This window comes from Ruegeria sp. CDSB114, from assembly GCF_059611025.1.
The window spans coordinates 472,413-497,547 of record NZ_JBXWOT010000001.1; the positions used below are offsets into that span (position 1 = coordinate 472,413).

Genomic DNA, 25,135 nt, shown 5'->3' on the forward strand with positions numbered 1-25,135 from the left:
AGTTATGAACCTGGATACTCTCAAGGCATTTGCGTCAGATGGCGGTCGTTCCATTTTGGACTTGTTCGAACAAGACGTGGATCGGGCACAGGTTTTCTCGACCTCGACGGGCGATATGCTGTTTGACTATTCAAAGACGCAGATTGACACGGATATTCGCGCGGCCCTGATCCGCCTATGCGACGAGGCGGGGCTTGCCGACAGGCGCGACGCGATGTTTGCGGGTGCCAAGATCAATGAAACCGAAGAACGCTCGGTTCTGCATACGGCATTGCGGAATCTGGATGGCGGTCCGGTCGACGTGGATGGTCTGGATGTCATGCCTGGCGTTCTGGATACGCTGCAGCGGATGCGTGTCTTTGCCGAAGAGGTGCGCGGTGGCGCCGTGGCCGGGGCAGGGGGCAGCTTTACCGATGTGGTGAATATCGGAATTGGTGGGTCTGATCTGGGACCGGTTATGGCCACGCATGCGCTGGCTCCGTATCACGATGGGCCACGGCTGCACTATGTCTCGAATGTAGACGGGGCACATATTGCCGATGTTCTACGGCAGCTGGATCCGATGCGGACACTTGTGATTGTCGCGTCCAAGACGTTCACGACCATTGAAACCATGACCAATGCCCGCACCGCGCGCGCCTGGATGGTCGATGGCGGCGGGGAGCCGGCCCGACAGTTTGCTGCGGTTTCCAGTGCTTTGGACAAGACTCAGGCCTTTGGCATTTCCGAACAGCGCGTGTTTGGTTTCGCCGATTGGGTCGGCGGGCGTTATTCGGTTTGGGGGCCTGTGGGCCTGCCGGTGATGATTGCCGTAGGCTCGACGGCCTTTGACGCGTTTTTGCGCGGTGGACAGGCAATGGACGTGCATTTTCGCGCCGCCGATTGGTCCGAGAATATGCCGGTGATGTTGGCTTTGACCGGTATCTGGCATCGGCAGGTTCTGGGACATGCCAGCCGGGCCGTGCTGCCATACGATCAGCGTCTCCTGCGCTTGCCCGCATATTTTCAGCAGCTCGAGATGGAGTCGAATGGCAAATCCGTTGCCATGGACGGCAGCGCGCTAACCATTCCTTCGGGTCCAGTGGTCTGGGGTGAGCCTGGTACCAATGGTCAGCATGCGTTTTATCAGCTGATCCATCAGGGCACAGACGTTATCCCTTGCGAATTCATGGTCGCTGCCGAGGGACATGAACCTGAGCTGACCCACCATCACCGGCTGCTGCTGGCCAACTGTCTGGCCCAGTCCGAGGCGCTGATGCGCGGCCGATCGCTGGACGAGGCGCGGCAGCGCATGGCCGACAAAGGGTTGACGGGTGAAGAATGCGAACGTCAGGCCCGACATCGGGTGTTTGCTGGCAATCGTCCCTCGACCACGCTGATGTACCCCAAGCTAACGCCTTTTGTTCTGGGGCAGATCATCGCCCTGTACGAGCATCGCGTATTCGTCGAAGGGGTCCTGTTGGGGATCAACTCTTTTGACCAGTGGGGCGTTGAACTGGGCAAGGAACTGGCGACTTCACTGGGGCCAATCGTGGACGGTGCAGAAGGTACCGAGACCAAAGACGGGTCAACCGCCGCCCTTGTTGCCTATGCCATGTTGCACCGGGAAACCGAATAAAAGCCAGCTTTGCAGCCCTTGCATGACGCATTCTTCTATTGTCAGACAATTAAATGCTTGGCAGGATTTCTTTTGACCGCGCCAACAGTCAAAGATGCGTGGCAAACAAGAAGGTGCTGCAAAAAGCGGCCCCGACACAGGGAGGATGTCCATGCTGGGACAAATGATGACGCAACCGTTGCTGATCTCGTCACTGATCGAGCATGCCGATCGCTATCATGGCCAAACCGAGATTTATTCTGTCGAAACTGACGGCAGTTTAACTGAAACAAACTGGTCGCAAGTCGCCGAAAACGCGCGAAAATTGGGTTCTGCACTGTTAGGTCTTGGGCTGGAACCGCACGCTCGGATAGCGACATTGGCATGGAACAACCGCCGCCATCTGGAAATTTACTATGGCACTTCGGGTGCTGGATTCGTGTGCCACACCGTAAACCCCAGGCTGTTTCCAGAGCAGCTGACCTATATCATCAATCATGCGCAGGACCGGATTCTGTTTTTCGACGCCACATTCATCCCGCTTGTCGCCGCTTTGAAGGACCACCTGACAGAGGTGCAGCATTTCGTGTTTATGGGTCCGCGGAATGATGACGCAATCGTGCAGGTTCCAGGGGTGCAGTTCTATGATGAGCTGATCGAAACCGGTGATTCCGGCTTTCAATGGCCCAGACTGGACGAAAACACAGCCTCAAGCCTTTGTTACACCTCGGGCACAACCGGAAACCCCAAGGGGGTGCTCTATTCCCATCGCTCGACAGTTTTGCACAGTTTTGGGTCCAACACGCGTGACGTGATCGGGTATTCGGCGATGGATGTGGTACTGCCAGTTGTACCGATGTTCCATGTGAACGCTTGGGGATCGCCGTACGCTTGCGCGATGTCTGGGTCTCGGATGGTATTACCGGGACCAGATTTGCATGGCGAGGCATTGGTCAATTTGATTGACAACTATGGGGTGACACTGGCCATGGGTGTGCCGACGATCTGGCAGGGTCTGCTGGCCTCTGCCAAGAAGTCGGGCAGTCAACTGTCCAGTCTTGAGCGCACAGTTATTGGTGGGGCGGCATGTCCGCCGTCGATGATCGAGACGTTCCGCGAAACCTACGGTGTTGATACAGTCCACGCCTGGGGGATGAGCGAGATGAGCCCGCTGGGAACCGCGAACCAGCCCTTGGCGAAACATGGAAAACTGCCCAAAGAAGAGCAGTATGGGCTTCGGGAAAGTCAGGGCCGCCCTTGTTATGGGGTCGAATTGAAAATCGTTGATGATCTGGGCAATGAGCTTCCGCGCGACGGTGAAACACAGGGAGACCTGATGGTGCGCGGATACTGGGTATTGGACAGCTATTTCATGATGCAGGATCAGGGTCTGCTGCAAGACGGTTGGTTTGCCACTGGCGACGTGGCGACACTGGACCCGGACGGGTATATGACGATCCGAGATCGCTCAAAGGACATCATCAAATCCGGCGGTGAATGGATCAGTTCGGTCGAGCTCGAGAATATCGCGGTGGCACATCCAAAGCTGGCAGGCGCAGCCGTTGTGGGTGTGCCGCATCCGAAATGGGACGAACGGCCCGTTCTTGTGGCGGTGAAAGCCGAGGGGGCAAACCCAAGCGAAGAAGAATTGCTGGCGTTTTTTGGTGGTAAGATCGCCAAGTGGCAGATCCCGGACAGGGTAGTCTTTGTGGACGCGCTGCCACTGAACGCGACTGGCAAGATCCTGAAACGCAACCTGCGGGAAGACTTCAAAGGTCTGCTGAGTACCTAGCGCAAGATCACTGGTCTGGCAGACACAAGCGCGATGGTTTGCCGGGTTTTCTGACTTCGCGGCGAACGTAGATCTATAGCCCCTCAGCCTTCTGAAGTTCCACGCCTGAAATCTGCCAGTTTGGGTTTCCTCGTGCGCCTGAAATACTCGAACGAACTGCCTGGCCAGTTGGTGGTTATCCGCTCGCCATCTTTGTAATAGCTGCGCTTGATCCGCGCCCACTGACTTTTGGCAAGACGCTGTTGCATCTCGTCATCGAAACGCAATGCGGCCTCAGGTTTTACTTCGATCGTGCCGTGATCGGCCGCCTTGATAAGTTGGATGACAAAACCGATTTGCGCTTCGATCATGGCCAGTACCGTCGTGTGGCCAAGGTTTGTGTTTGGTCCGTAAATAATGTGCAGATTGGGGAATTTGGGAACCGAAATACCAAGATAGGCCCGCGCACCACCCTTATCCCAAACATCGCGCAACAAGATACCATCACGTCCCTTGATATCAATAGCTTGCAGGAAGGGGTTGGATTGGAACCCGGTGCCAAGAATGACCACATCATGGTTGCGTTCGGTACCGTCTGTGGTCTTGATCCCATCTTTGGTGAAACAGTCGATCCGCTCCGTTACCAGATCAACCTTATCCTGGTTCAGGGTCTGATAGTAGCTGTCCGAGACCAAAAGGCGACGCGCGCCGGGCGGGTATTTGGGCCGAAGCGCCTCGCGCAGTTTTGGGTCCGATATCGTCTTTTCCAGATGCCGGTTCAGTATGTTCTGCATCAGCATCTCGTGCAGTTTCGATCCTTTCATGACTGGAAAGATCTTGAATTCATTCTCGGCCCAAAGGCGGAAGCGATAAAGTTTTTGAAGGAAGGGCATCGAACGCATCAGCGACTTGAAGCTCTCGCCATAGGTCTTGTTGCCTTTGGGCATGACCCAATTTGCCGTGCGTTGATAAACTGTCAGAATGTCTGCCTGTTTGGCGATCTCTGGGATGAACTGCAGCGCGCTGGCTGCATTTCCAATCACAGCAACCGATTTGTCCTTCAGGTCGATATCATGGCGCCATTCGGCAGAATGGAATATGGTTCCCCCGAAGAGCTTCATCCCCGGTATCCCAATACGGTTGGGAAAGTGCAACTGACCAACCGAGCAAACCACGTGGCGGCAGAGATAGGTTTCATCTCCATTGCCCTTGGTCGTTACAGTCCACATTTCACTTGTCGGATCGAAGCTTGCTGAAGTGACGGCGCAGCCAAGGCGTAAATGCGCGATCACTCCGAATGTTTCCGCACAATCCCGGATGTAATCCAGAATCTCTTTCTGTCCCGACCATTTTCGGCTCCAGTCCGGCGTTTTGCTGAAAGAGTAAGAATACAAATGCGAGGGCACATCGCATTCCGCACCGGGATAGGTGTTATGCTGCCAAGTGCCCCCAAAATCAGTGGCCTTGTCGAGTATTGCGAAGCTGTCGATTCCCGCTTGTCTGAGCTGGTAGCCCATACCAATGCCGCCAAAACCAGCACCTATGATCAAACAGTTCACCTGCTTCATGATACTTCCTTATGCTCGTATGTCCGTTTCGCGACTTGCCAGTGGCGTTTCTGATCTGCCTGGTTTGGCTTTGGGACAAGCGTGACCGGCATAAAATCTTCTTTCAATTTATCTCAAGTTCACCTGAGCCTGCTAATAACTTGGGCCCAGACTAAGTCCTTCAATGCAAATGTAATTGGGAACTTATCCCTCAACTTTGGGTTGAAGGGAATGGAAAAATTAGAAGATGAACCTTTGAAACCGTTTATCATCTGCCCTGAGTTATGGCGCACGGCCTGAAGCAGGGTGTTTCTATAGTCGTGAAGATTTTGGAAGATTGGCTCCGGCGGTAGGGATCGAACCTACGACCAATTGATTAACAGTCAACTGCTCTACCGCTGAGCTACGCCGGAACGGTTCGCGCCGTATAGCAACCCGACTCTTCGCCGTCCAGAGGGGGGTGTGAGTTTTTTCGTCGAAAAAACATGCACACAGCGAAGGCGGGCATCCATGATAATTTGCGGTGTGTTTTGGGGAAATTGGCTCCGGCGGTAGGGATCGAACCTACGACCAATTGATTAACAGTCAACTGCTCTACCGCTGAGCTACGCCGGAACGGTTCGCGCCATATAGCAACCCGAAATTTCGCCGTCCAGAGGGGAAGCGCGGTTTTGGAAAAAAAATTACCTCGGCATCTATGGGGTTCTGGCGAAGATCGCGCCGACAGATAATTTTGACTGCGGTGCAACCAGAAATCGGCACGTAAGATCAACGAGATGGGCGAATACATTCCGTTCGGCAGCGGGCAACAGGGCAGCGGGGGTTTCGGTATAGATTCGCTCGGCCAATTCCCGGGCGGTTCCTGGCCTGGTTTCCAATGCGGACAGAATCTGTGTTTCCCGGGCGCGCCGGTGGGTGATCAACCAATCGAGCCTTTTGGCAGGGTCGTTAATCGGTGCGCCATGCCCTGCATGGAATACGGACCAGTTATGTTGTCCTAGCTTTTCGCAAGCCGCCATGAAATCGGTCAGATCACCATCAGGTGGTGACACCAATGAACTGGCCCAACCCATCACATGATCGGCGGTAAAGCAGACATCCCCCCAACCCAGCGCAATATGGTTACCAAGATGACCAGGCGTATGGATCACATTCAACTGCCACCCTTCGGCGGCGATTACATCACCATCTTCGACTTCGATATGCGGGCGGAACGCCGTGTCGATCCCTTCACCTCCGCCTGCGAGCCCCTGATTGGCCAATTCGGACATCACCTCACTGCGGCCTGCTTCAGGGCCTCCGAAAGCAATGATCTTTGCTTGCGTTCGTTCGGCCAGCGGTGCAGCCAGCGGAGAGTGGTCCAGATGAGAATGTGTGACGATGATGTGGCTGATCCGTTGTCCGGGTTTAACCGCGTTCAGGATTGCATCCAGATGGTCCGCATTGGCAGGGCCGGGGTCAATCACCGCAAGATCGGTTTGGCCAAGCAAGTATGTATTGGTGCCGCGATATGTCATCGGAGACGGGTTGGGGGCAAGAATCCGCCTCAGGTTCGGTTGTAATTCGTCATCTCGACCTGGCATTGGATTGAAATCGTCCGGTGCTTGCATTCTGCACTCTTTCTCTCGTCTGAACAGCCCGTTAGGTTTAACCCATGACGACGCAATGGCTCAAACTTTATATGCCGCGCAGCCTGTACGCACGGGCGGCTTTGATTCTCATTTTGCCGGTGGTGGTGATGCTGCTGGTGATCAGTGTCGCCTTTTTGCAAAAGCACCTAGAAGATGTCACTGCGCAAATGACTCGTGCCGCATCGCGTGAGGTTACGCTGGTTACGGATGTGATAGAACATTCTGAAACGCAGCAACAGGCGGTAGCCGAACTTCGGCCCGATCTGGCCGCGCTTGATATGAAACTGCGGTTTCTCGGGATAAACGAAACGCCAGTCATCGGGAATCGCCGCTGGTATGATTTCATTGCACCTCAAGTCGAATCCGAGTTGCGCGCCCTGCTTCCCGATCTTGTAGCGGTCGCCTTGCCAAGCGGGCAGGAGGCTCGATTGTATCTGCAGACGGATTTGGGTGTATTGCAGCTAACTTTCGACCGTCGGCGATTGTCCCCAACCGCGCCGCATCAGTTGATTGTGACCGTCTTGTTCTTTGCGATCATCATGACAACCATTTCGTTTTTGTACATGCGCAACCAGCTACGACCGATCACCCGTCTGGCCGAGGCTGCACAGGCGTTCGGACGAGGGCGGGTTGTTCCTTATTCGCCAGGCGGCGCGATCGAGGTGCGAGCGGCTGGCAGTGCGTTTCTGGATATGCGCGCCCGGATAGAGCGTCAGATGGAGCAGCGCACCATGATGCTGTCCGGTGTCAGCCACGATTTGCGAACGCCTTTGACGCGTCTCAAGCTTGGGCTGTCTTTGTTGCCCGAAGGTGAGGCAGCGCCATTGCAACAGGACGTGGATGAAATGCAGCTATTGCTGGACGCGTTTTTGGACTTTTCCAAAGGAGCGGCAGAGGTGGCGCCGGAATCCGTAGACCCTGAGAGGTTCCTTCGGCAGATCGTCAAGGATGCGTGCAGGGCAGGGCATAAGGTCGAATTGGTAAAGGTTGATGGCGCAGGAACCGCGATGTTGCGCCCGACGGCTATTCGTCGCGCGGTAGAGAACTTGATCGGGAATGCGGTCAGGTACGGAAATCGCGCTGAAATCAGCCTGTCGGTCTCCTCCAAATCGCTGCGTATCCGCGTCGAAGATGATGGTCCGGGTATTCCGCCCGAGCAGCGCACCGAAGCGGTCAAACCTTTCTCGCGATTGGATCCGGCGCGCAACCAGAATCGAGGCAGCGGTGTTGGTCTGGGGTTGGCCATTGTGGCAGATGTCGCCCGAGCCCATGGCGGCGTGCTTCGATTGGGCAAAAGCGAACATCTGGGCGGTCTGTGTGCCGATATTATCATCGGTCGCTAGATCATCGTGCACCGGACCTCTGCTCTGCCAAATCCGGTGTGAGTTCATCTTGGATTGTCGGATGTTCAGTGACCGATAAACTGATTCAAGCGCCTGAAAAGTTACCGGGATATCCCGAGCGGGAATCGAAGATATGTCCTGAAATCGTCGGGCACTTGCCTCGCAACCTATTGTTAGGTCGTGGAGCATCTCTCTCGATTTTCGGGCTGATCGATCGTTGTTTTTAAAGGGAAATTTGCGGATTTTGGTAGGCCCGGAGGGACTCGAACCCCCAACCAAAGCGTTATGAGCGCTCTGCTCTAACCAATTGAGCTACAGGCCCGCCTAGGCGCTTTGCCTATCATGGTGAACGCCCGCGTCAAGCCTGACCGTTGCAACATCTCCAACAATCGACTAACCCGCGCGGGAACCATTCAAAAGAGGTTGGCCATGACAGCGGGCAAAAACGGAATCACCTACGCGGATGCGGGCGTTGATATTGATGCGGGGAATGCTCTGGTCGACCGGATAAAACCTGCTGCCAAGCGGACCAACAGATCCGGCGTGATGAGCGGGCTGGGCGGGTTCGGCGCATTGTTCGACCTGAAGGATGCAGGTTATCGGGATCCGATTCTTGTCGGCGCCACCGACGGTGTTGGCACCAAGTTGCGGATCGCGATTGATACAGGCCTGGTCGATGGCGTCGGTATCGATCTTGTGGCCATGTGCGTCAACGATCTGATCTGTCAGGGTGCCGAGCCACTTTTCTTCCTCGACTATTTCGCCACAGGCAAGCTGGATACCGAGACCGCCGCACGGATTATTGAGGGCATTGCCGAAGGCTGCGTTCAATCGGATTGCGCATTGATCGGTGGCGAAACTGCCGAGATGCCGGGCATGTATCCCGATGGTGATTTCGATTTGGCCGGGTTTTCGGTCGGTGCGATGGAGCGCGGCGCACACCTTCCTGCAGATGTTCAACAGGGTGACGTGTTGCTTGGGCTGGCCTCAAACGGGGTGCATTCCAATGGCTATTCGCTAGTGCGCAAGCTGGTCGAGATCTCGGGCTTGGGTTGGGATGCGGCATCGCCCTTTGGGGATGGATCGCTGGGCGAGGCACTGCTGACCCCGACGCGCCTTTACGTGAAACCTGCGCTACAGGCGATCCGGACAGGCGGGGTGCATGCGCTCGCCCATATCACCGGCGGTGGCCTGACCGAAAACCTGCCCCGCGTGCTGCCCGAAGGGTTGGGTGCCCAGATCGACTTGAACTCCTGGGATCCGTCACCCGTATTCCGCTGGATGGCCGAAACCGGCGGTATTGCTGAATCCGAGATGCTCAAGACTTTCAACTGTGGCATCGGCATGATCGTGGTTTGCGGCGCAGAGCAGGCCGACGACCTGTCGGCACAGCTGGCCCAAGTTGGTGAGACGGTTTCGCGGATTGGCACCGTGACCGACACCGCAGGAGTGGCCTATTCGGGCAAATTGCTGTGAGCCATAAGCGCGTCGCCATTCTGATCTCGGGCGGGGGGTCGAACATGGTCTCTCTGGTCGACAGCATGACCGGTGACCATCCGGCCAGACCTTGTTTGGTCTTGTCGAACGATGCTGAGGCTGGGGGACTGAAAAAGGCAGCTGATCGGGGAATTGCAACCGCAGCCGTAGATCACCGGCCGTTCAAGAGCGACCGCGCGGCTTTTGAGGCCGAGCTGCTGAAACCGTTAGAGCAAGCACAACCGGACATCGTGTGTTTGGCTGGGTTCATGCGGGTGCTGACCGGTGATTTCGTCTCGCGCTTTCAGGGTCGGATGCTGAACATCCACCCGTCACTGTTGCCAAAATACAAGGGTCTGAACACCCATGCCCGTGCGATTGCAGCAGGTGATATCGAGCATGGATGCTCGGTTCACGAAGTGACCGCAGCGCTGGACGATGGCCCAATCTTGGGGCAAGCCCGCCTGAATATTGAGGCTGGAGACACTCCTGAGACTTTGGCGGCGCGCGTTCTGACCTACGAACACAGGCTTTATCCGGCCGTATTGCGCCGCTTTGCCGGAAATGACCGCACGCCGGTGCTTTTGCCGTGAATCCCGCGGGGTGATTTACACGCGGTTGCCATTCGGCCTATGGTTCGCCCGACGGCCCGGAAACGTGTAGGACTGACGGGTGATTAAAAACAAAAGCAAGAATAGCACCACGAATGAAAACCCTCACGACGACGCAAGAGCTGGCCGATTTCTGCAAAGCGGCTGCGGCCTTTGATTACGTAACCGTAGATACCGAGTTCCTGCGCGAACGGACCTACTATTCAAAACTTTGCCTGCTTCAACTGGCGGTCCCGTCGCCCGACGAAGACAGCGCCGTTTTGGTCGATCCTTTGGCCGAAGGGATGACTCTGGAGCCTTTGTACGAGCTCTTCGCCGATGAAAGCGTGGTCAAAGTTTTTCACGCAGCCCGTCAGGATCTTGAGATTTTCTGGGTTGAGGCGGGTGTGTTCCCCAATCCTCTGTTCGACACTCAGGTCGCCGCCATGGTCTGCGGATTCGGCGAGCAGGTTGGTTATGAAACCCTGGTGCGCAAGATTTGTAAGGAAGGCGTGGACAAGACCTCTCGATTCACCGACTGGTCACGCCGCCCACTGTCCGAGGCGCAAAAGACGTATGCCCTGGCAGATGTAACGCATCTGCGGAAAATCTATGAGTATCTGTCGGCCGAGTTGACGAAAACCAAGCGCAGCCATTGGGTCGCCGAAGAGCTGCGCACGCTGACGCAATCCGGCACCTATGAGATCCAGCCCGAAAATGCGTGGAAGCGTATCAAAACCCGGACGAACTCGGCCAAGTTTTTGGCTGTTGTTCGCGAGTTGGCCGAGTTCCGCGAAGCCTATGCGCAGGAAAACAACGTACCGCGCAGCCGGGTGTTCAAAGACGACGCTCTGATCGAACTGGCATCGACCAAGCCGAAATCTTTCTCAGATTTGGGTGGATCGCGCCTGCTGCTGCGCGAGGCCCGCAAAGGGGTCATTGCGGATGGGATTCTGGCCGCTGTCAAAAAGGGTATTAATTGCCCACCAGAAAAATTGCCCAAGATTGATACCAGCCGTGACAAGTTGAAGGTAAATCCTGCGCTTGCCGACCTATTGCGGGTGCTGCTGAAATCAAAAACGGAAAGCTCGGGCGTGGCTGCCAAACTGATTGCTACCAGTTCCGAACTGGATCAGATCGCAGCCGGTGAACGGGAATTACCTGCAATGTCCGGTTGGCGGTTCGAGGTATTCGGCGAAGATGCTCTGAAACTGTGCGATGGCAAAATCGCCCTGGCAGCTAAAGGGCAGACCGTCACGGTCGTAGAGCTTTAGCAGGAATTATCTGCGGCGGGATTCCAGGGCATTTTGTTCCCCTTTGACGCGGACCAGCCGAATGTTTGCAAGCTCGTCTCGGCTGATATTGATTGCATTGGATACCCTTCGGGACCGTTCGGTCCCCTGGCTTGTCGCATATGACGGGTAGTCGACACGGAACGTGAATTCGAGAATGCCATTTTTCGCATTCTCTTCGCTTTCAACACGAACAAGCCGAGCATTATAGGCACCCTGCCTTGCAGCAATCCCAGTCGTGTAAACGATAGCTCCATTGGGAATTGGATCGATCCGCAGTTCTTCGACTTTGGCGATCGGGAAGCTCATGTCCACGGCTTCCGGCTTTGAAAATATGCCAACACCTTCGGCTTGTTGAGGAACCAGCGCATTTGCATCATTCACGGATACTTCAGAGGGTGCCGGAGTACTGGACCCAAACCAGTTTGTCGGGTTGACCCGAGAATCACGCCAAGCGCTGCAAGCCGACAGGGTCAAGGCAGCAGCCAAAAGAACAGACAGTGATTTCTTCATCGTCACAACACCCAGAGCAGTCTATATGGCAATGAGTTATCGCACTTTTCCGGGTTTGAAAAGCCACGTGGGGGGCTGGACAGATGCTGGTCAGGATCATAGTTCAAAAATGTGAACCCAATGAGAGGACAGCCCCGAGATGGCGACACCTGCTTTTGAAGAAATCGTCGAAGATTTCGAATTCCTGGAGGACTGGGAAGACCGGTACCGCCATGTAATCGAGCAGGGGAAAGCGATGGCGCCATTGGATGATGCGTTGAAGGTGCCTGCAACTAAAGTCCATGGTTGCGCCAGCCAGGTCTGGCTGCATCCCAGTGTCGACGGAGGGACTTTTCATTTTGACGGCGACAGTGATGCTCTGATCGTGCGGGGCCTGATTGCGGTCCTGCGATCCCTATATAACGGCCTGCCGGTTCAAGAAGTCCCTCAGGTTGACGCAGGAGGCGAACTGGCGCGGCTGGGGTTAAACGATCATCTTTCCGCGCAACGATCTAACGGTTTGAGGGCGATGATCGACCGTATCCGCGAGGTCGCGATAGAGGCCGCCTAAAGCGGGCGGCTGGCCCAGTCGCTCAGCGTGGATTGCAGATCACCATAACCGGTAAAACGGCGCTCGAAAGCCAGGCCCATTCGGTCTGCGCACTCCTTGGCCCGTTCGGTCAGAACCGCATCATCAGTCTGTGCCTGATAAACCAGTTTCGTGTAGTTGCCGAAATACATTTCCCTAAGCTCGGGGTGGCGATCCAGCCCCAGCGGCTTCCAGACGAAGGCATCGAATTGACGTGCCAGAAAATCTGTTAGGTAGAACGCTGTAGTTTCATCCTCGCCGCGATTTTCAAAGACCTGGTTCCCCTCGAAGAAAGAATAGCAGTGGGGCCCTTTGATCATCTCCACACCCATCTCCTCGCAGGCTTTCTGCAACAGGCCACCGGTGCCGCAATCTGCGTAGACGACATAAACTTTGTCGTATTGGTCGCGGTGTTTGGCAACGGCCTCTTCCACCGCCTGCGTGATCCGTTCCGGGTGGACGTGCAAGATGGCGGGCAGGCAGGTCAGTTCCATATGATCCCAGCCATTACGACGCTTTAGGTCCAGGATTTCCCGCGCCAGCGCACCGCAGGCCAATAACAGAATTCGCCCTGCGCCGTGATGGTCTGAATAGCCCTGTGTTGTCAGGCTGGCGTCGTCGGGAAGTTGGTCCTGAGTCATTTCGCGCCTCTTTCTCGTTATCTAGAAAATCGGCTTATTCGGTGGCTGGCAAGCCCGTATTCGACACATAATGTCGGCTTCGGATCAGGGTAGGGTGAATAAATGAAAAAGGCCGCCCGAAAACCGGACGGCCCTGAAATGGTTTAGATGTCGATCAACCCGCCAGCTGATTGTGCTTGCGCGAGACAAAATCCTTTGCCGTCTCAACAGCTACGGCCGCGTCACGGCAATAGGCATCAGCACCGATCGCCTTGCCGAACTCTTCGTTCAGGGGCGCGCCGCCAACCAGAACGATATAGTCGTCGCGCCGACCCTGTTCGATCAGTGTGTCGATCACGACTTTCATATATGGCATGGTCGTCGTCAGCAGGGCCGACATGCCCAGAATATCGGGCTGTTCGGTATCAAGCGCTTCCAGATAGTTTTCGACGGGGTTGTTGATGCCGATATCAACAACCTCGAATCCGGCGCCTTCCATCATCATTGACACCAGGTTTTTGCCAATGTCGTGAATGTCGCCTTTAACAGTGCCGATCACCATTTTACCAACGCGCGGTGCGCCGGTTTCGGCCAGCAGCGGCTTGAGGATAAACATGCCGCCCTTCATTGCGTTTGCGGCCAGCAAGACCTCGGGTACGAACAGAATGCCGTCACGGAAGTCGTGGCCCACGACCGTCATGCCGCCGACCAGTGCCTTGGTCAGGATGTCATAAGGTGTCCATCCGCGCTCCAGCAGGATGTTCACACCTTCTTCGATTTCTTCTTTCAGACCGTCGTAAAGGTCATCGAACATCTGTTCGACCAGTTCGTCGTCGTTCAGTTCGGACAGGACGATGTCTTCTTCATCGGACATGGGGCGTTTCCCTGAGCTGTTCGGGCCTTGCGCCCGTGGTGGCATTTTTTCCGTTTTGGCCATTTCGCCGTAATACTACTGTGACGATTGCGACCTTGGCAGTTCCGAGACCGACCTATAGGCCAAATTTGTCGTTATCTCGACGTCATTTTACACATGAACATCCTGCAATTCGTTCAAATGCACCAAATGTCCAGGGCCTGATTGGGGCTCTGATGATGCCTCAGAAAGGTAAATGTGCCGCTTGCCGGACCGGTCGATATTCCATATACCAAATGGCATGAACAAAAGTAGAACAAACCTTCCTTCGGCCATTGCCAAGGGGCGAGCAGCCACGGAAAATACGGCAGGCAGATTCGAACGGTTTGACACAATCCCCTGCGATGACGGCTGGGGGTATGATGACGATCTTCCTCCGTTGCGGACTGAAGTCAGGCACGAGACGGCACGCAGCATAATCACTTATAACCGCTCCCCCGACTTGCCATTTGATCGTTCGATCAACCCCTATCGGGGGTGCGAGCACGGCTGCATCTATTGCTTTGCACGGCCCAGCCACGCCTATCTGGGTCTGTCGCCGGGGTTGGATTTTGAGACGCGCTTGATTGCCCGACCCAATGCGGCCGAGCTTCTTCGCAAAGAGCTTTCTGCGAAAGGTTACAGTGTTGCGCCGATTGCGATTGGAACCAATACAGACCCTTATCAGCCTGTTGAAAAAAACCTGGGAATCACAAGGTCTTGTTTGTCGGTGCTTACTGAGTTTCGCCATCCGGTTGCGATTGTGACCAAGGGGGCATTGATCGAACGTGATCTCGATCTGCTCGCACAGATGGCGGAACAGGGTTTGGTTCGGGTCGGGATATCTCTGACCACGTTGGATGCGGATTTATCGCGCCGAATGGAGCCACGGGCACCCGCGCCAAATCGGCGCCTGAAAATCATTCGCAGGCTGACCGAAGCGGGGGTTCCGGTGCGGGTCATGACCTCTCCTTCAATTCCCGGTTTGACAGATCATGAGATGGAAAGCCTGCTAGAGGCGGGCAGGGATGCCGGGGCGGATGCAGCAAGCTGGATTATGCTGCGGTTGCCGCGCGAAGTTTCGGAACTTTGGCAAACCTGGCTGCAAGAGCAAGAGCCAACGCGCGCCGAAAAAGTCATGTCCAAGCTTCGGCAAATGCACGGGGGCCGGGACTATGATCCGCGTTGGGGCCACCGAATGCGCGGTGAGGGCGAATATGCCGAGATGGTGGCTAAACGGTTTTCACTGGCTGTAAAGCGGCTAGGCCTTGCAACGCGCACCCCGAAGCTGCGGTGCGATTTGTTCGATATCCCGCCCCAAGCCGGGGACCAGTTGACGCTGTTCTAACAAATCAGCCCCGGATTCTGGTCCGGGGCTGTTTGGTTTGTTGGGAATCGAAATCAGCGTTTTTCGATGTCCACGTAATCGCGACTGGTTTCGCCCAGATAGAGCTGGCGCGGGCGGCCGATTTTGTTCTGTGGATCTGCGATCATCTCTTTCCACTGACTGACCCAGCCAACGGTGCGCGACAGTGCGAAAATTGGGGTGAACATCGACGTCGGGAAACCCATCGCCTCGAGGATGATTCCCGAATAGAAGTCCACGTTCGGGAACAGTTTCTTTTCGGAGAAATACGGATCTTCCAACGCCTGTTTTTCCAACGCCTTGGCGACTTGCAGCTTGGGATTGTCCTCAATCCCCAGCAGATCCAACACTTCGTCGGCGGATTGCTTCATAACCTTGGCGCGCGGGTCAAAGTTCTTATAGACGCGGTGACCAAAGCCCATCAGGCGGAACGGATCGGCCTTGTCTTTGGCGCGGGCGATATATTCCGGGATACGGTCAACCGTGCCAATTTCTTCCAGCATTTCAAGGCAGGCCTGGTTTGCGCCGCCATGGGCAGGGCCCCAAAGACACGCGATACCAGCGGCAATGCACGCAAACGGATTCGCCCCCGAGGACGAGGCCAGACGCACGGTCGAAGTAGAGGCATTCTGTTCGTGATCCGCGTGCAGAGTAAAGATGCGGTCCATCGCGCGGCTGAGGATTGGGTTCACCTCATATTCCTCGGCAGGGACGCTAAAGCACATGCGCAGGAAGTTTGACGCATAATCCAGATCGTTGCGCGGGTACACGAAGGGCTGACCGGTGTGATACTTGTAAGCCCAGGCAGCGATGGTCGGCATCTTGGCGATCAGACGATGGGATGCGACCTCACGCTGATGCGGGTCGGAAACATCGGTCGAATCGTGATAGAACGCAGACATCGCGCCCACGACACCGACCATGATCGCCATCGGATGCGCATCACGGCGGAAGCCACGATAGAAATACTGCATCTGTTCGTGCAGCATGGTGTGGCGGGTGATCGTGGTTTCAAACTTTTCCAGTTCCTTGGCCGCCGGCAGCTCTCCGTAAAGCAGCAGGTAGCACACTTCGAGGAAATGCGATTTCTCGGCCAACTGGTCGATCGGATAGCCACGGTGCAGCAGTTCACCTTTTTCGCCGTCGATATAGGTGATGGTGCTGTCGCAGCTGGCTGTCGAGGTGAAGCCGGGGTCATAGGTGAACACATCCGCTTCGCTGTACAGCTTGCGGATGTCGATGACATCAGGTCCCACGGTAGGCGAATGAACCGGCAACTCGTATGTTTTACCATGTACGGTCAAAGTGGCTGATTTATTGCTGTCGGTCATAATGTCCCTTCCTCATTCATACGTGAAACGGATCGTCGTCCGTTTCGGCGGGCAACGGTTGCGCACAGGGGCGCAGCCCGGGTGTTAGCGGAGCAGCGTTACCCAAATGTGAAACCTTTGGTTATGTCGCTGCGTCGGAGAGCCGTGCCAGGGTTTCATCCCGCCCAAGCACAAGCATCATATCAAAAACCGAAGGCGTTACAGCCCGACCAGCCAATGCAGCGCGCAATGGCCCTGCTAGCTTGCCAAACTTTAGCCCTTTCGCTTCTGCAAACGAGTTCAGGGCACTCTCCAGTTCGTTCCGGGTCCAGCTAGCATTTTGCACGTGCGGCGTCAATTCACTCAGTATACCGTCGGATACTGAGGACAGCGCCTTTGCAGCCTTCTCATCAGGTTTAATCGGGCGTGACGTCAGCACAAAATGCGCTTTTTCAAGGAGTTCCGGGAAAGTGCGTGCCCGATCCTTGAGGCAATACATCGCACGTTCCAGATCACCTGATTGTGCATTGGTGAGAGCGGGCAGTCCCGCCGCCGCCAGGTATCCCTGAATTTCCTGCCGCAATGCGGCATCGCCAGTGATTGGAATATGCTGACCACATAGATTCTCGAGCTTTTTCATATCGAACCGTGCAGGGCTTTTACCGATTCCAGCCAGATCGAACCACTCTTTCGCCTGCTCATCTGTAAAGAATTCGTCATCCCCATGGCTCCAGCCGAGACGGGCTAGATAGTTGCGCATACCCGCGGCCGGGTACCCCATCGCCTGATATTCTTGGGCACCCAAAGCTCCGTGACGTTTGGATAGTTTCTTGCCGTCCGGACCATGAATCAGCGGAATATGTGCCCAGACCGGAACATCCCAACCCATGGCTTCATAGATCATCATCTGGCGTGCGGCATTGTTCAGGTGATCGTCGCCCCGGATAACATGGGTCACACCCATGTCGTGATCATCCACAACAACCGCCAGCATATAAACCGGTGTTCCGTCCGAGCGCAGCAGGATCATGTCGTCCAACTGATCGTTGCGGATTGTCACGTCGCCCTGAACCTGATCGCGGATCACGGTGACCCCGTCCCGCGGTGCCTTTATGCGGATCGCATATGGGGCGTCAGGTTGGGTCGAAGGGTCAGCGTCGCGCCAGGGGCTCTGGAACAGCGTCGATTTTCCCTCTGCACGCGCCTGTTCGCGAAAAGCTGTGATCTCGTCCTGGGTCGAAAAACATTTGTAGGCTTTGCCGTCCGCCAGCAGCTGATGTGCCACTTCAGCATGACGCGGGGCGCCTTCGAATTGGCTGATCACATCGCCATCATGGTCCAGGCCCAACCAGGACATCCCCTGAAGAATTGCTGCAGTAGCCTCTGGCGTTGAGCGTTCGCGGTCCGTGTCCTCAATCCGCAATAAGAACTTGCCACCACGTCCCCGAGCAAAGAGCCAGTTGAACAATGCAGTGCGCGCGCCGCCGATGTGAAGAAAACCAGTGGGTGAAGGTGCAAAACGGGTGACGACCTGATCGGACATAGTGTGGATTAACCTTTTGGTAACCGTGTCGGGCTTAACTTGGCGCCTGTCTAACGAGCCCGAAGGACGGGGGCAACCATGCGTGTTCTGGCACGGGTCGAGACCGCATTGCTGAACCAGACAGGCTGTTTGTTTCAGTGGTCACCAGTGTGCTTGGCCATTGGCATCGGCCTGTATTTCGCGCTCCGGTTCGAGCCGGGGTGGCAGATTTACGTCTGTTTCAGCGCGGTAATTGTTGCGGCTATGGGGATGGCCCGCAAATCGCGGTCTGGCTGGGCTCCGTTGGCAATCGGGGGGGCACTGATCGCTGCCGGGTTCATCCTGGCCGGCGCACGTGCCCATACGGTGGCAGAGCCGGTTCTATCTTGGCGGTACTATGGCCCGGTCGAGGGACGTGTTGTCGCCATAGACCGCTCTGCGTCGGATGCGCTGCGGGTGACGCTCGATCGGGTGCGATTAGGGGACGTGCCCTTGGATCGACGACCGCGGCGCGTCCGACTTTCCCTGCATGGTGGAGATGTCGCACTGGTTCCCGGGCAAATGATCATGACAACAGGTCATCTGTCGCCGCCTCAGGGGCCGGTAGAGCCCGGCGGTTTCGATTTCCGTCGCCACGCATGGTTTCAACGTTTAGGGGCAGTCGGATACACGCGCGTACCGGTGTTGTCGGTTGCCCCGCCGGACAGGACCAATCTCCGCATCACGGCGTGGAGGATGGCGATTTCTGAACATGTGCGCGCATTGCTGCCTGGAGAGGTCGGAGGTTTCGCCGCGGCTGTCACGACGGGTGATCGCAGCGGAATGGGGCAGGAAACGCTGAACAATCTACGGGCATCTAATCTGGCTCATCTGTTGGCGATATCCGGATTGCACATGGGGTTGCTGACAGGTTTTGTTTATCTGATCTGCAGGGTCACGCTGTCTGCTGTCCCGGTGCTCGCTCTTAGACTTCCGGTCCGCAAGCTTGCAGCGGTTTGCGCCTTGGTCGCGGCGGTTGTTTATCTATTGCTGTCTGGCGGGAATGTCGCAACAGAGCGGGCCTTTATCATGGTCAGCGTAATGCTGGGGGCCATTTTGATCGACAGAAGGTCAATTTCGCTACGCGCGGTGGCCGTCGCTGCCCTTATCGTGCTGTCGTTGCGACCAGAATCTCTGTTAAGCCCCGGTTTTCAGATGTCCTTTGCTGCAACAACGGCACTTGTGGCCGTTTTCGGAGCCTTACGCGGTTTCGGTTCTGCTTTCGGGCCGAAATGGCTACGGCCCATTATCGGGGTATTGATGTCATCTGCCATAGCGGGGCTTGCCACCGCACCGATTGGGGCGGCGCATTTCAATTCACTGTCTCACTATGGGCTGGTTGCGAATATGCTGTCGGTCCCGGTGATGGGAACCGTCGTGGTTCCTGCGGCCGTTATTGCCGCAATCCTGGCGCCATTCGGGCTTGAGTGGATTGGGCTGGCGGTCATGGGGGCAGGGTTGGAATGGATTCTGGCGGTTTCAGACTGGATCTCGGGACTGGAAGGTGCGCAAGGTTATGTGGTCAGTCCACCGTCCTACGTCTTGCCCATATTTGCATTGGGCGCGCTCTGGATCGCCTTGTGGCGCGGTGGGGCAGGGTGGGTCGGCGTCGCACCTTGCATGGTGGCGATTGCGCTTTGGGGGCAGGGTAACCGTCCGGAAGTTTTGGTCGCAGACTCCGGTGGGTTAGTTGGTGTGATGACTGATCAGGGGCGCGCGCTGAGCAAGGAAAAGGGCAGCAAATTTATTGCAACCGTATGGCTTGAAAACGACGGAGACGGCGCGAGCCAGAAAACTGCCGCAAATCGCTGGCCCGATGGGAAAGATCTGTCGCAAAGATATTTCTGGCAGGGCAAAGAGCTGATTCACCTCACCGGCAAACGATCTGCGCGCGAATTCAGCGAATGTGCAGATGACCAAATCGTCATCTCTGCTGTTCCGGTCCAGCTGTCCGGCACCTGTATGGTGATTGATCCCGAGTTGTTGAACAAGACAGGAAGTATTGCACTGTCCAGCGGAAACGTAATGACCAGTGCCGAAGTCATAGGCAAAAGGCTGTGGTCGCCAGACAGCTAAAGATCAATAGCTTCGGATCAGCCCAACCAAACGGCCCTGAACCTTGACCTTATCTTCGGGCAGTACACGCGTTTCGTAGGCCGGGTTGGCAGCCTCAAGCGCTATCGCCTGACCTCTCCGATAGAACCGTTTGAGCGTTGCTTCCTGATCTTCGACCAGCGCGACAACGATATCGCCATTATCAGCCGCAGAGGTTTCGCGGATGACGACCACATCACCGTCGTTGATACCAGCGTCAATCATCGAGTCGCCACGCACCTCAAGCGCGTAATGCTCACCTCTGCCGGAAACCATGCTGCCGGGAACGGCAACGCGGTGCGAGACATGGCTGATCGCCTCGATCGGAACACCTGCTGCGATGCGTCCCATGACCGGCAATTCCATTGCGTCTACGGTCACTGGTTCGAAATTCGCGGGGCGTCTGCCTTCGGGTTTGTCACCTTCGATAACACGGGGCTTGAAAGCGACTGTTGGCTCTCCTCCCAGGCTTTCAGGAAGTTTGACGATTTCGATGGCCCGGGCACGATGGGCCAGACGACGGATAAAGCCGCGTTCTTCAAGCGCTGTGATCAACCGATGGATGCCGGATTTGGACCGCAGGTCCAGCGCAGCTTTCATTTCATCGAAACTTGGGGGGACGCCATCCGCCTGAACGCGTTTATGGATGAACTCCAACAAATCCAACTGCTTCTTGGTCAGCATTGCTCACACCTCGTCGCTCATACGTTTTCTTTTGTTCTACGCATGTTCACGTTTTGTGTCAATGATCTTGTAGGGACTCAGATCGGGAGGAACATCACTTCGTCACCGGCCAGGCGCGCCGGATCATTCGGTTGCCGAACCAAAAGCGCGTTTGCTTCGGCGAGGACGCTGAGCAGCGAGCTGTCCTGGTTTTGGCAGGCTTTTATCCCGTCCGCGGTCACGATGGCACGCATGTAATGCTCTCGCGGCCCATTCGCGGGGATTGCCTCGGTTAAATTGGCGCTTTGAAGCGGGGTCAGAACCTGTTCCAGGCCCAGCATCTTACGGATCATCGGGGCAAGAAACAGATAGCTGCAAACCATTGCGCTGACCGGATTACCCGGAAGTCCAACCATCACGCTATCGCCCAAGCGACCGGCCATCAGCGGTTTGCCGGGGCGCATGCGGATTTTGTAAAAACTCCGCTCCAACCCCAGTGCGGTGGAGACCTGAGAGACAAGATCATAATCCCCAACCGAGGCACCGCCGATCGTAACCACCAAATCAGCGTCGGCTGCTAGGGCAAAAGCGGTCTCAAGGGACGAAACCGTGTCAGAGGCGATAGGCAGAACCCGAACATGCGCTCCAACATCCTCTAGCAACGCTTTGATACCAAAGGTGTTTGAGGCGATTATCTGATCCGGTCCCGGTGTTTCGCCGGGCATGATCAATTCATCCCCGGTTGCGATCAGCGCGACCACAGGTTTACGTGCAACCGGCACCATGGGGATATTCATCGCCGCCAAAAGCGCCAGATCCTCTGGGCGCAAACGGCGTGGGGCCGAGATCTTGGCGCCAATTTCGAAATCGACGCCTTTTGGACGAATGTTGGATTTAGGGCCCGGCAGATCAGAAATGGTGATCAGGTCACCTCGGCGATCAACATCCTCTTGAATGACAACAAAATCTGCACCTTCAGGAATAGGGGCGCCAGTGAAGATCCGAACCGCCTGTCCGGGTCCAACCTGACCGTCAAATCGCCGACCGGCCGCAGCCTCGCCAATGACTTTGAACATGGCGTGTGGCTCTACCTCGGTCGATTTTACCGCGTAGCCATCCATCGAAGACGAAGCGAATGGCGGCTGATCGCGTGTGGCTGCTACATCCTCGGCCAGTACTCTACCCGCCGCATCCATCAAGGGAGCCGGCTCGGAGGGGAGGGTGTTTACAAGATCGAATAGCTGCGCCCGGGCGCTTTCTACGGTTATCATTTCGCCTCGTAACGACCTGATTTACCACCATCTTTTAGCAAGACGCGAATGCCGCCAATTTCCATTGCTTTATCGACGGCTTTGGCCATGTCGTATATGGTCAGTGCGGCAGTTGAGGCCGCTGTTAGCGCCTCCATTTCCACGCCGGTTTGACCAGATGTCTTGACGGTTGCCTGTACCTGTATGCCGGGTAATTCTGGATCCAGTGTCAGGTCTACGGTAACTTTGGTCACTGGCAGTGGGTGACATAGCGGGATCAGATCGGGTGTCTTCTTTGCCCCCATGATACCGGCCAGACGTGCAACCCCCAAGACGTCACCTTTTTGGGCGCGACCTTCTGCGATCAAGTCGAACGTATCTTGTGCCATCGTGATATGAGCCGCTGCGACGGCGACACGATCCGTGATGGGCTTGTTCGACACATCGACCATATGAGCCTGACCCTGGGCATCAAAATGAGTCAGCGGCATCACATCACACCCGGGCTGAGCGGACGCGACAGCAGATCGTGTGTCGCTGCTGCGACGTCATCCTGACGCATCAGGCTTTCGCCAATTAGAAAACAACGCGCACCGTAACGGGCGATATCGGCCAAGTCTGCTGGAGTGCTCAACCCGCTTTCGCAAACGATAGTCCGGTCAGCGGGAACTAGTTTTGACAGGCGGCGTGTCGTATCAAGAGTGGTCTCGAAGGTCTTGAGATTACGGTTGTTTATCCCAATCAACGGGCTTTTGAGCTGCGTTGCACGTTCCAGTTCGGCTTCATCATGAACTTCAATCAGAACGTCCATGCCCCAGTCAAAGGCGGTCTGTTCCAACTCAGCCGCCTGGCTGTCATCAACCGATGCCATGATGATCAGAATACAATCCGCCCCAAGAGCGCGGGCTTCGGCCACCTGATAGGGATCGTACATGAAATCTTTGCGTAGAACCGGCAAAGAACAGGCTGCGCGTGCCTGAACCAGAAACTCTTTGGCACCCTGAAAGCTGGGCGTGTCGGTCAACACGGAAAGGCAGGCAGCGCCGCCTTCTTCGTAAGCTTGTGCAAGTGCTGGTGGATCAAAGTCAGCGCGGATCAGACCTTTGGAGGGGCTGGCTTTTTTGACTTCTGCAATCAGCCCGTACCCGCTACGTACAGCCATTTGCAACGCCGATGCGAATCCGCGCGGTTCAGAGGCTGATCTTGCTTCGTTTTCAACAGCTTCCAGAGACTTATTGGCCTTGTCCGAAGCGACCTCTTCGAGCTTGTAAGCTTTGATTTTGTCCAGAACCGTTTCGGTCATGCGGCCTCCTGAGTAATGCGGGCCAGGGCCGCGATCTTGTCTTTGGCTTTTCCGCTGTCGATACTTTCAGCGGCTTTTGCGACACCTTCGCGCAGATCAGCAGCGGCCTCTGCGACGACCAGGGCTGCTGCGGCATTCAACAATACCGCATCGCGATAGGCGGAGGCCTCACCGTCTAGAAGAGCTCGGAAGGCTACTGCGTTTTCCTCGGGGGTTCCGCCGAGAATGTCCTCGAAGGGATGTACCGGCAGCCCTGCATCTTCTGGGTGAAGCTCGACCTCTTTAATTGTGCCGTCTTCGAGGGCCGCAATCCAACTGATACCCGTGATGGTCAATTCGTCTGTGCCGTCCGATCCGTGTACCAGCCATGCGCGGTCGGACCCAAGCAGGCCCAACGTTTCGGCCATCGGGCGGATCAACTCTCGGCTAAAGGCTCCGGTCAACTGCCGCTTGACGCCTGCCGGATTGGTCAGCGGACCGAGAATGTTAAAGATCGTCCGTGTCCCAAGCTCTTGCCGGGTGGGCATGACATGCGCAATCGCCGGGTGATGCATGGGGGCCATCATGAATCCGATTCCGACATCTTGCAGTGCATTTTCAACGGTTTGCGGGCCGACCATAACGTTGATACCCAGCTGACCTAGCGCATCTGCGGCTCCGGATTTAGAACTCAGGTTCCGGTTGCCGTGTTTGGCCACGGTGACACCGGCACCTGCAACCACAAAGGCGGTCGCTGTCGAGATATTCAGCGTTCCCTTGCCGTCACCGCCGGTGCCTACGATATCCATCGCGCCAGCTGGTGCCTGAACTGCATTGCATTTTGCACGCATCACGGCAGCGGCGGCGGCATATTCATCGACGGTCTCACCGCGTGTGCGCATAGCCATCAAAAGCCCGCCGATCTGGCTGGGTGTTGCGGCGCCGTCAAACAGGATCCCAAAGGCTTCTTCCGCTTCGGCGCGTGTCAGGGGGCGGTCGGCGGCAACTCCGATCAGCGGTTTCAGGGCGTCGCTCATGCGGGAACTTTCATCTCGGACAGGAAATTCTTGAGCAACGCGTGGCCGTGCTCGGAAGCGATGGATTCCGGGTGGAACTGTACGCCATGAATGGGCAGTTCGCGGTGCTGGAGGCCCATTATGGTGCCATCTTCCAATTCCGCCGTAATCTCCAGGCAATCGGGCAGAGTATCGCGATCCACAATCAGCGAATGATAGCGCGTCGCCTCAAACGGCGTGGGCAGGCCCGCGAACACACCTTTACCGGTGTGGTGCATTGTTCCCATTTTGCCATGCACAATCTCATGGCAACGCGTGACTTTTCCACCGAAAACCTGACCTATGGTCTGATGGCCAAGGCAGACACCCAACAAAGGCGTCCGTGTTTCGGCGGCTGCCTCGGTCAGGGCAAGGCAAATGCCTGCCCGGTCAGGGTCGCAAGGGCCAGGGCTGAGCAGGATGCCAGCGGGGTTCATGGCCATCGCTTCTTGCACGTCCAGCGCGTCATTCCTTCGAATGACCATTTCCGAGCCAAGTTCGCCTAAATAATGCACCAGGTTGTAGGTAAATGAGTCGTAGTTGTCGATCAGCAGCAGCATTTGGCTCTTGTCTCGTGTTGGGCATTTCGGGCTGGCGATGCAACCCAAGGCCACGGTATAGTGTTGGCACATACATGCTCAGGCTTGTGGGGCAGCGTCAAGGGTGCATCCCGAACTTGGCGGTCCAGCAGGCAGGTGCCACAACAGATGGTGC

At 56.1% G+C, this 25,135-nt stretch carries 22 protein-coding genes and 3 tRNA genes; 9 read left to right on the forward strand and 16 right to left on the reverse strand.

What is annotated here, in order from left to right; all coding sequences use genetic code 11:
* Positions 1-4: 4 nt before the first annotated feature.
* Complete coding sequence (pgi, locus tag AC2FIP_RS02365) at positions 5-1,618, forward strand: glucose-6-phosphate isomerase (RefSeq protein WP_496785046.1); 1,614 nt, start codon at positions 5-7, stop codon at positions 1,616-1,618.
* A 151-nt stretch (positions 1,619-1,769) separates the two neighbouring features.
* Positions 1,770-3,389 carry a long-chain-fatty-acid--CoA ligase gene (locus AC2FIP_RS02370; protein WP_496785048.1) on the forward strand — a complete coding sequence of 540 codons (1,620 nt, stop codon included), beginning with the start codon at positions 1,770-1,772 and terminating at the stop codon, positions 3,387-3,389.
* Positions 3,390-3,472: 83 nt separating this feature from the next.
* Here the strand turns inward: AC2FIP_RS02370 and AC2FIP_RS02375 are convergent, their stop codons facing one another.
* From AC2FIP_RS02375 to AC2FIP_RS02390, 4 genes are all read right to left on the reverse strand, one after another.
* Entirely contained in the window at positions 3,473-4,936 is a 1,464-nt protein-coding gene (locus AC2FIP_RS02375) for a flavin-containing monooxygenase (protein ID WP_496706081.1), read from the reverse strand.
* Positions 4,937-5,253: 317 nt separating this feature from the next.
* Positions 5,254-5,328 (reverse strand) — tRNA-Asn (locus tag AC2FIP_RS02380).
* 127 nt (positions 5,329-5,455) lie between these two features.
* Positions 5,456-5,530, reverse strand: a tRNA-Asn gene (locus AC2FIP_RS02385).
* 80 nt (positions 5,531-5,610) lie between these two features.
* Positions 5,611-6,525 (reverse strand): MBL fold metallo-hydrolase, encoded by a 915-nt coding sequence (locus AC2FIP_RS02390; protein WP_496785049.1) that lies wholly within the window; start codon positions 6,523-6,525, stop codon positions 5,611-5,613.
* A 44-nt stretch (positions 6,526-6,569) separates the two neighbouring features.
* Here AC2FIP_RS02390 and AC2FIP_RS02395 point away from each other — a divergent pair, with 44 nt between their 5' ends.
* Positions 6,570-7,889, forward strand: coding sequence for an ATP-binding protein (locus tag AC2FIP_RS02395; RefSeq protein WP_496708494.1), 1,320 nt, complete (start codon positions 6,570-6,572; stop codon positions 7,887-7,889).
* 245 nt (positions 7,890-8,134) lie between these two features.
* Here AC2FIP_RS02395 and AC2FIP_RS02400 read toward each other — a convergent pair.
* A tRNA-Ile gene (locus AC2FIP_RS02400) sits at positions 8,135-8,211 on the reverse strand.
* Positions 8,212-8,318: 107 nt separating this feature from the next.
* Here AC2FIP_RS02400 and purM point away from each other — a divergent pair.
* The 3 genes from purM to rnd all read left to right on the forward strand — a co-directional run bounded on the left by purM (position 8,319) and on the right by rnd (position 11,229).
* The gene (purM, locus tag AC2FIP_RS02405) at positions 8,319-9,365 is read left to right on the forward strand and encodes a phosphoribosylformylglycinamidine cyclo-ligase (RefSeq protein WP_496785051.1); all 1,047 of its coding nucleotides are present in this window, start codon (positions 8,319-8,321) and stop codon (positions 9,363-9,365) included.
* The gene (gene purN / locus AC2FIP_RS02410; protein WP_496785052.1) at positions 9,362-9,958 is read left to right on the forward strand and encodes a phosphoribosylglycinamide formyltransferase; all 597 of its coding nucleotides are present in this window, start codon (positions 9,362-9,364) and stop codon (positions 9,956-9,958) included. Before purM ends, purN begins: the two co-directional genes overlap by 4 nt.
* A 113-nt stretch (positions 9,959-10,071) precedes the next feature.
* Complete coding sequence (gene rnd, locus AC2FIP_RS02415) at positions 10,072-11,229, forward strand: ribonuclease D (RefSeq protein WP_496695575.1); 1,158 nt, start codon at positions 10,072-10,074, stop codon at positions 11,227-11,229.
* A gap of 6 nt (positions 11,230-11,235) precedes the next feature.
* Here rnd and AC2FIP_RS02420 read toward each other — a convergent pair whose 3' ends face one another.
* A complete protein-coding gene (locus tag AC2FIP_RS02420) occupies positions 11,236-11,760 on the reverse strand; it encodes a hypothetical protein (protein WP_496695573.1) in 525 nt (174 codons plus the stop codon).
* A 139-nt stretch (positions 11,761-11,899) separates the two neighbouring features.
* On the opposite strand from AC2FIP_RS02420, the gene AC2FIP_RS02425 reads away from it, so the two are divergent.
* Complete coding sequence (locus tag AC2FIP_RS02425; protein ID WP_496785054.1) at positions 11,900-12,310, forward strand: SufE family protein; 411 nt, start codon at positions 11,900-11,902, stop codon at positions 12,308-12,310.
* Here the strand turns inward: AC2FIP_RS02425 and AC2FIP_RS02430 are convergent.
* Together AC2FIP_RS02430 and AC2FIP_RS02435 are read right to left on the reverse strand one after the other, a co-directional pair.
* Positions 12,307-12,969, reverse strand: a complete 663-nt coding sequence (locus tag AC2FIP_RS02430; RefSeq protein ID WP_142633590.1) for a DUF1638 domain-containing protein — start codon at positions 12,967-12,969, stop codon at positions 12,307-12,309. The genes AC2FIP_RS02425 and AC2FIP_RS02430 overlap by 4 nt on opposite strands.
* A 154-nt stretch (positions 12,970-13,123) precedes the next feature.
* Positions 13,124-13,822 carry a corrinoid protein gene (locus tag AC2FIP_RS02435; protein WP_271947279.1) on the reverse strand — a complete coding sequence of 233 codons (699 nt, stop codon included), beginning with the start codon at positions 13,820-13,822 and terminating at the stop codon, positions 13,124-13,126.
* A gap of 280 nt (positions 13,823-14,102) precedes the next feature.
* On the opposite strand from AC2FIP_RS02435, the gene AC2FIP_RS02440 reads away from it, so the two are divergent.
* A complete protein-coding gene (locus tag AC2FIP_RS02440) occupies positions 14,103-15,188 on the forward strand; it encodes a PA0069 family radical SAM protein (protein ID WP_496691186.1) in 1,086 nt (361 codons plus the stop codon).
* Positions 15,189-15,241: 53 nt separating this feature from the next.
* Here AC2FIP_RS02440 and gltA read toward each other — a convergent pair whose 3' ends face one another.
* Positions 15,242-16,537, reverse strand: coding sequence for a citrate synthase (gene gltA / locus AC2FIP_RS02445; protein WP_281972039.1), 1,296 nt, complete (start codon positions 16,535-16,537; stop codon positions 15,242-15,244).
* 121 nt (positions 16,538-16,658) lie between these two features.
* Positions 16,659-18,059: a glutamate--tRNA ligase gene (gene gltX / locus AC2FIP_RS02450; RefSeq protein ID WP_496785055.1), complete on the reverse strand. Its 1,401-nt coding sequence runs from the start codon at positions 18,057-18,059 to the stop codon at positions 16,659-16,661.
* 78 nt (positions 18,060-18,137) lie between these two features.
* Between gltX and AC2FIP_RS02455 the strand changes: the two genes are divergently transcribed.
* Positions 18,138-20,153 carry a ComEC/Rec2 family competence protein gene (locus tag AC2FIP_RS02455; protein WP_496785056.1) on the forward strand — a complete coding sequence of 672 codons (2,016 nt, stop codon included), beginning with the start codon at positions 18,138-18,140 and terminating at the stop codon, positions 20,151-20,153.
* 3 nt (positions 20,154-20,156) lie between these two features.
* On the opposite strand, the gene lexA is transcribed toward AC2FIP_RS02455, so the two are convergent.
* The 6 genes from lexA to AC2FIP_RS02485 all read right to left on the reverse strand — a co-directional run bounded on the left by lexA (position 20,157) and on the right by AC2FIP_RS02485 (position 24,981).
* Positions 20,157-20,855, reverse strand: a complete 699-nt coding sequence (gene lexA, locus AC2FIP_RS02460) for a transcriptional repressor LexA (protein ID WP_281972042.1) — start codon at positions 20,853-20,855, stop codon at positions 20,157-20,159.
* Positions 20,856-20,932: 77 nt separating this feature from the next.
* On the reverse strand, positions 20,933-22,105 hold the full coding sequence (locus tag AC2FIP_RS02465; RefSeq protein ID WP_496785058.1) for a molybdopterin molybdotransferase MoeA: 1,173 nt from the start codon (positions 22,103-22,105) through the stop codon (positions 20,933-20,935).
* Entirely contained in the window at positions 22,102-22,575 is a 474-nt protein-coding gene (moaC, locus tag AC2FIP_RS02470) for a cyclic pyranopterin monophosphate synthase MoaC (protein WP_496700421.1), read from the reverse strand. Before moaC ends, AC2FIP_RS02465 begins: the two co-directional genes overlap by 4 nt.
* Positions 22,575-23,387 carry an indole-3-glycerol phosphate synthase TrpC gene (trpC, locus tag AC2FIP_RS02475; RefSeq protein ID WP_496785059.1) on the reverse strand — a complete coding sequence of 271 codons (813 nt, stop codon included), beginning with the start codon at positions 23,385-23,387 and terminating at the stop codon, positions 22,575-22,577. Before trpC ends, moaC begins: the two co-directional genes overlap by 1 nt.
* Positions 23,384-24,403 carry an anthranilate phosphoribosyltransferase gene (gene trpD, locus AC2FIP_RS02480; protein ID WP_496700419.1) on the reverse strand — a complete coding sequence of 340 codons (1,020 nt, stop codon included), beginning with the start codon at positions 24,401-24,403 and terminating at the stop codon, positions 23,384-23,386. Before trpD ends, trpC begins: the two co-directional genes overlap by 4 nt.
* Entirely contained in the window at positions 24,400-24,981 is a 582-nt protein-coding gene (locus AC2FIP_RS02485; RefSeq protein ID WP_142633613.1) for an anthranilate synthase component II, read from the reverse strand. Before AC2FIP_RS02485 ends, trpD begins: the two co-directional genes overlap by 4 nt.
* Positions 24,982-25,135: the final 154 nt, after the last annotated feature.

Bases quoted from the DNA above. Each gene is read 5' to 3' on its own strand.
- pgi (WP_496785046.1), top strand. From the start codon at position 5: ATGAACCTGGATACTCTCAAGGCATTTGCGTCAGATGGCGGTCGTTCC.
- AC2FIP_RS02370 (WP_496785048.1), top strand. From the start codon at position 1,770: ATGCTGGGACAAATGATGACGCAACCGTTGCTGATCTCGTCACTGATC.
- AC2FIP_RS02375 (WP_496706081.1), bottom strand. From the start codon at position 4,936: ATGAAGCAGGTGAACTGTTTGATCATAGGTGCTGGTTTTGGCGGCATT.
- AC2FIP_RS02390 (WP_496785049.1), bottom strand. From the start codon at position 6,525: ATGCAAGCACCGGACGATTTCAATCCAATGCCAGGTCGAGATGACGAA.
- AC2FIP_RS02395 (WP_496708494.1), top strand. From the start codon at position 6,570: ATGACGACGCAATGGCTCAAACTTTATATGCCGCGCAGCCTGTACGCA.
- purM (WP_496785051.1), top strand. From the start codon at position 8,319: ATGACAGCGGGCAAAAACGGAATCACCTACGCGGATGCGGGCGTTGAT.
- rnd (WP_496695575.1), top strand. From the start codon at position 10,072: ATGAAAACCCTCACGACGACGCAAGAGCTGGCCGATTTCTGCAAAGCG.
- AC2FIP_RS02420 (WP_496695573.1), bottom strand. From the start codon at position 11,760: ATGAAGAAATCACTGTCTGTTCTTTTGGCTGCTGCCTTGACCCTGTCG.
- AC2FIP_RS02425 (WP_496785054.1), top strand. From the start codon at position 11,900: ATGGCGACACCTGCTTTTGAAGAAATCGTCGAAGATTTCGAATTCCTG.
- AC2FIP_RS02430 (WP_142633590.1), bottom strand. From the start codon at position 12,969: ATGACTCAGGACCAACTTCCCGACGACGCCAGCCTGACAACACAGGGC.
- AC2FIP_RS02435 (WP_271947279.1), bottom strand. From the start codon at position 13,822: ATGTCCGATGAAGAAGACATCGTCCTGTCCGAACTGAACGACGACGAA.
- AC2FIP_RS02440 (WP_496691186.1), top strand. From the start codon at position 14,103: ATGAACAAAAGTAGAACAAACCTTCCTTCGGCCATTGCCAAGGGGCGA.
- gltA (WP_281972039.1), bottom strand. From the start codon at position 16,537: ATGACCGACAGCAATAAATCAGCCACTTTGACCGTACATGGTAAAACA.
- gltX (WP_496785055.1), bottom strand. From the start codon at position 18,059: ATGTCCGATCAGGTCGTCACCCGTTTTGCACCTTCACCCACTGGTTTT.
- AC2FIP_RS02455 (WP_496785056.1), top strand. From the start codon at position 18,138: ATGCGTGTTCTGGCACGGGTCGAGACCGCATTGCTGAACCAGACAGGC.
- lexA (WP_281972042.1), bottom strand. From the start codon at position 20,855: ATGCTGACCAAGAAGCAGTTGGATTTGTTGGAGTTCATCCATAAACGC.
- AC2FIP_RS02465 (WP_496785058.1), bottom strand. From the start codon at position 22,105: ATGATAACCGTAGAAAGCGCCCGGGCGCAGCTATTCGATCTTGTAAAC.
- moaC (WP_496700421.1), bottom strand. From the start codon at position 22,575: ATGCCGCTGACTCATTTTGATGCCCAGGGTCAGGCTCATATGGTCGAT.
- trpC (WP_496785059.1), bottom strand. From the start codon at position 23,387: ATGACCGAAACGGTTCTGGACAAAATCAAAGCTTACAAGCTCGAAGAG.
- trpD (WP_496700419.1), bottom strand. From the start codon at position 24,403: ATGAGCGACGCCCTGAAACCGCTGATCGGAGTTGCCGCCGACCGCCCC.
- AC2FIP_RS02485 (WP_142633613.1), bottom strand. From the start codon at position 24,981: ATGCTGCTGCTGATCGACAACTACGACTCATTTACCTACAACCTGGTG.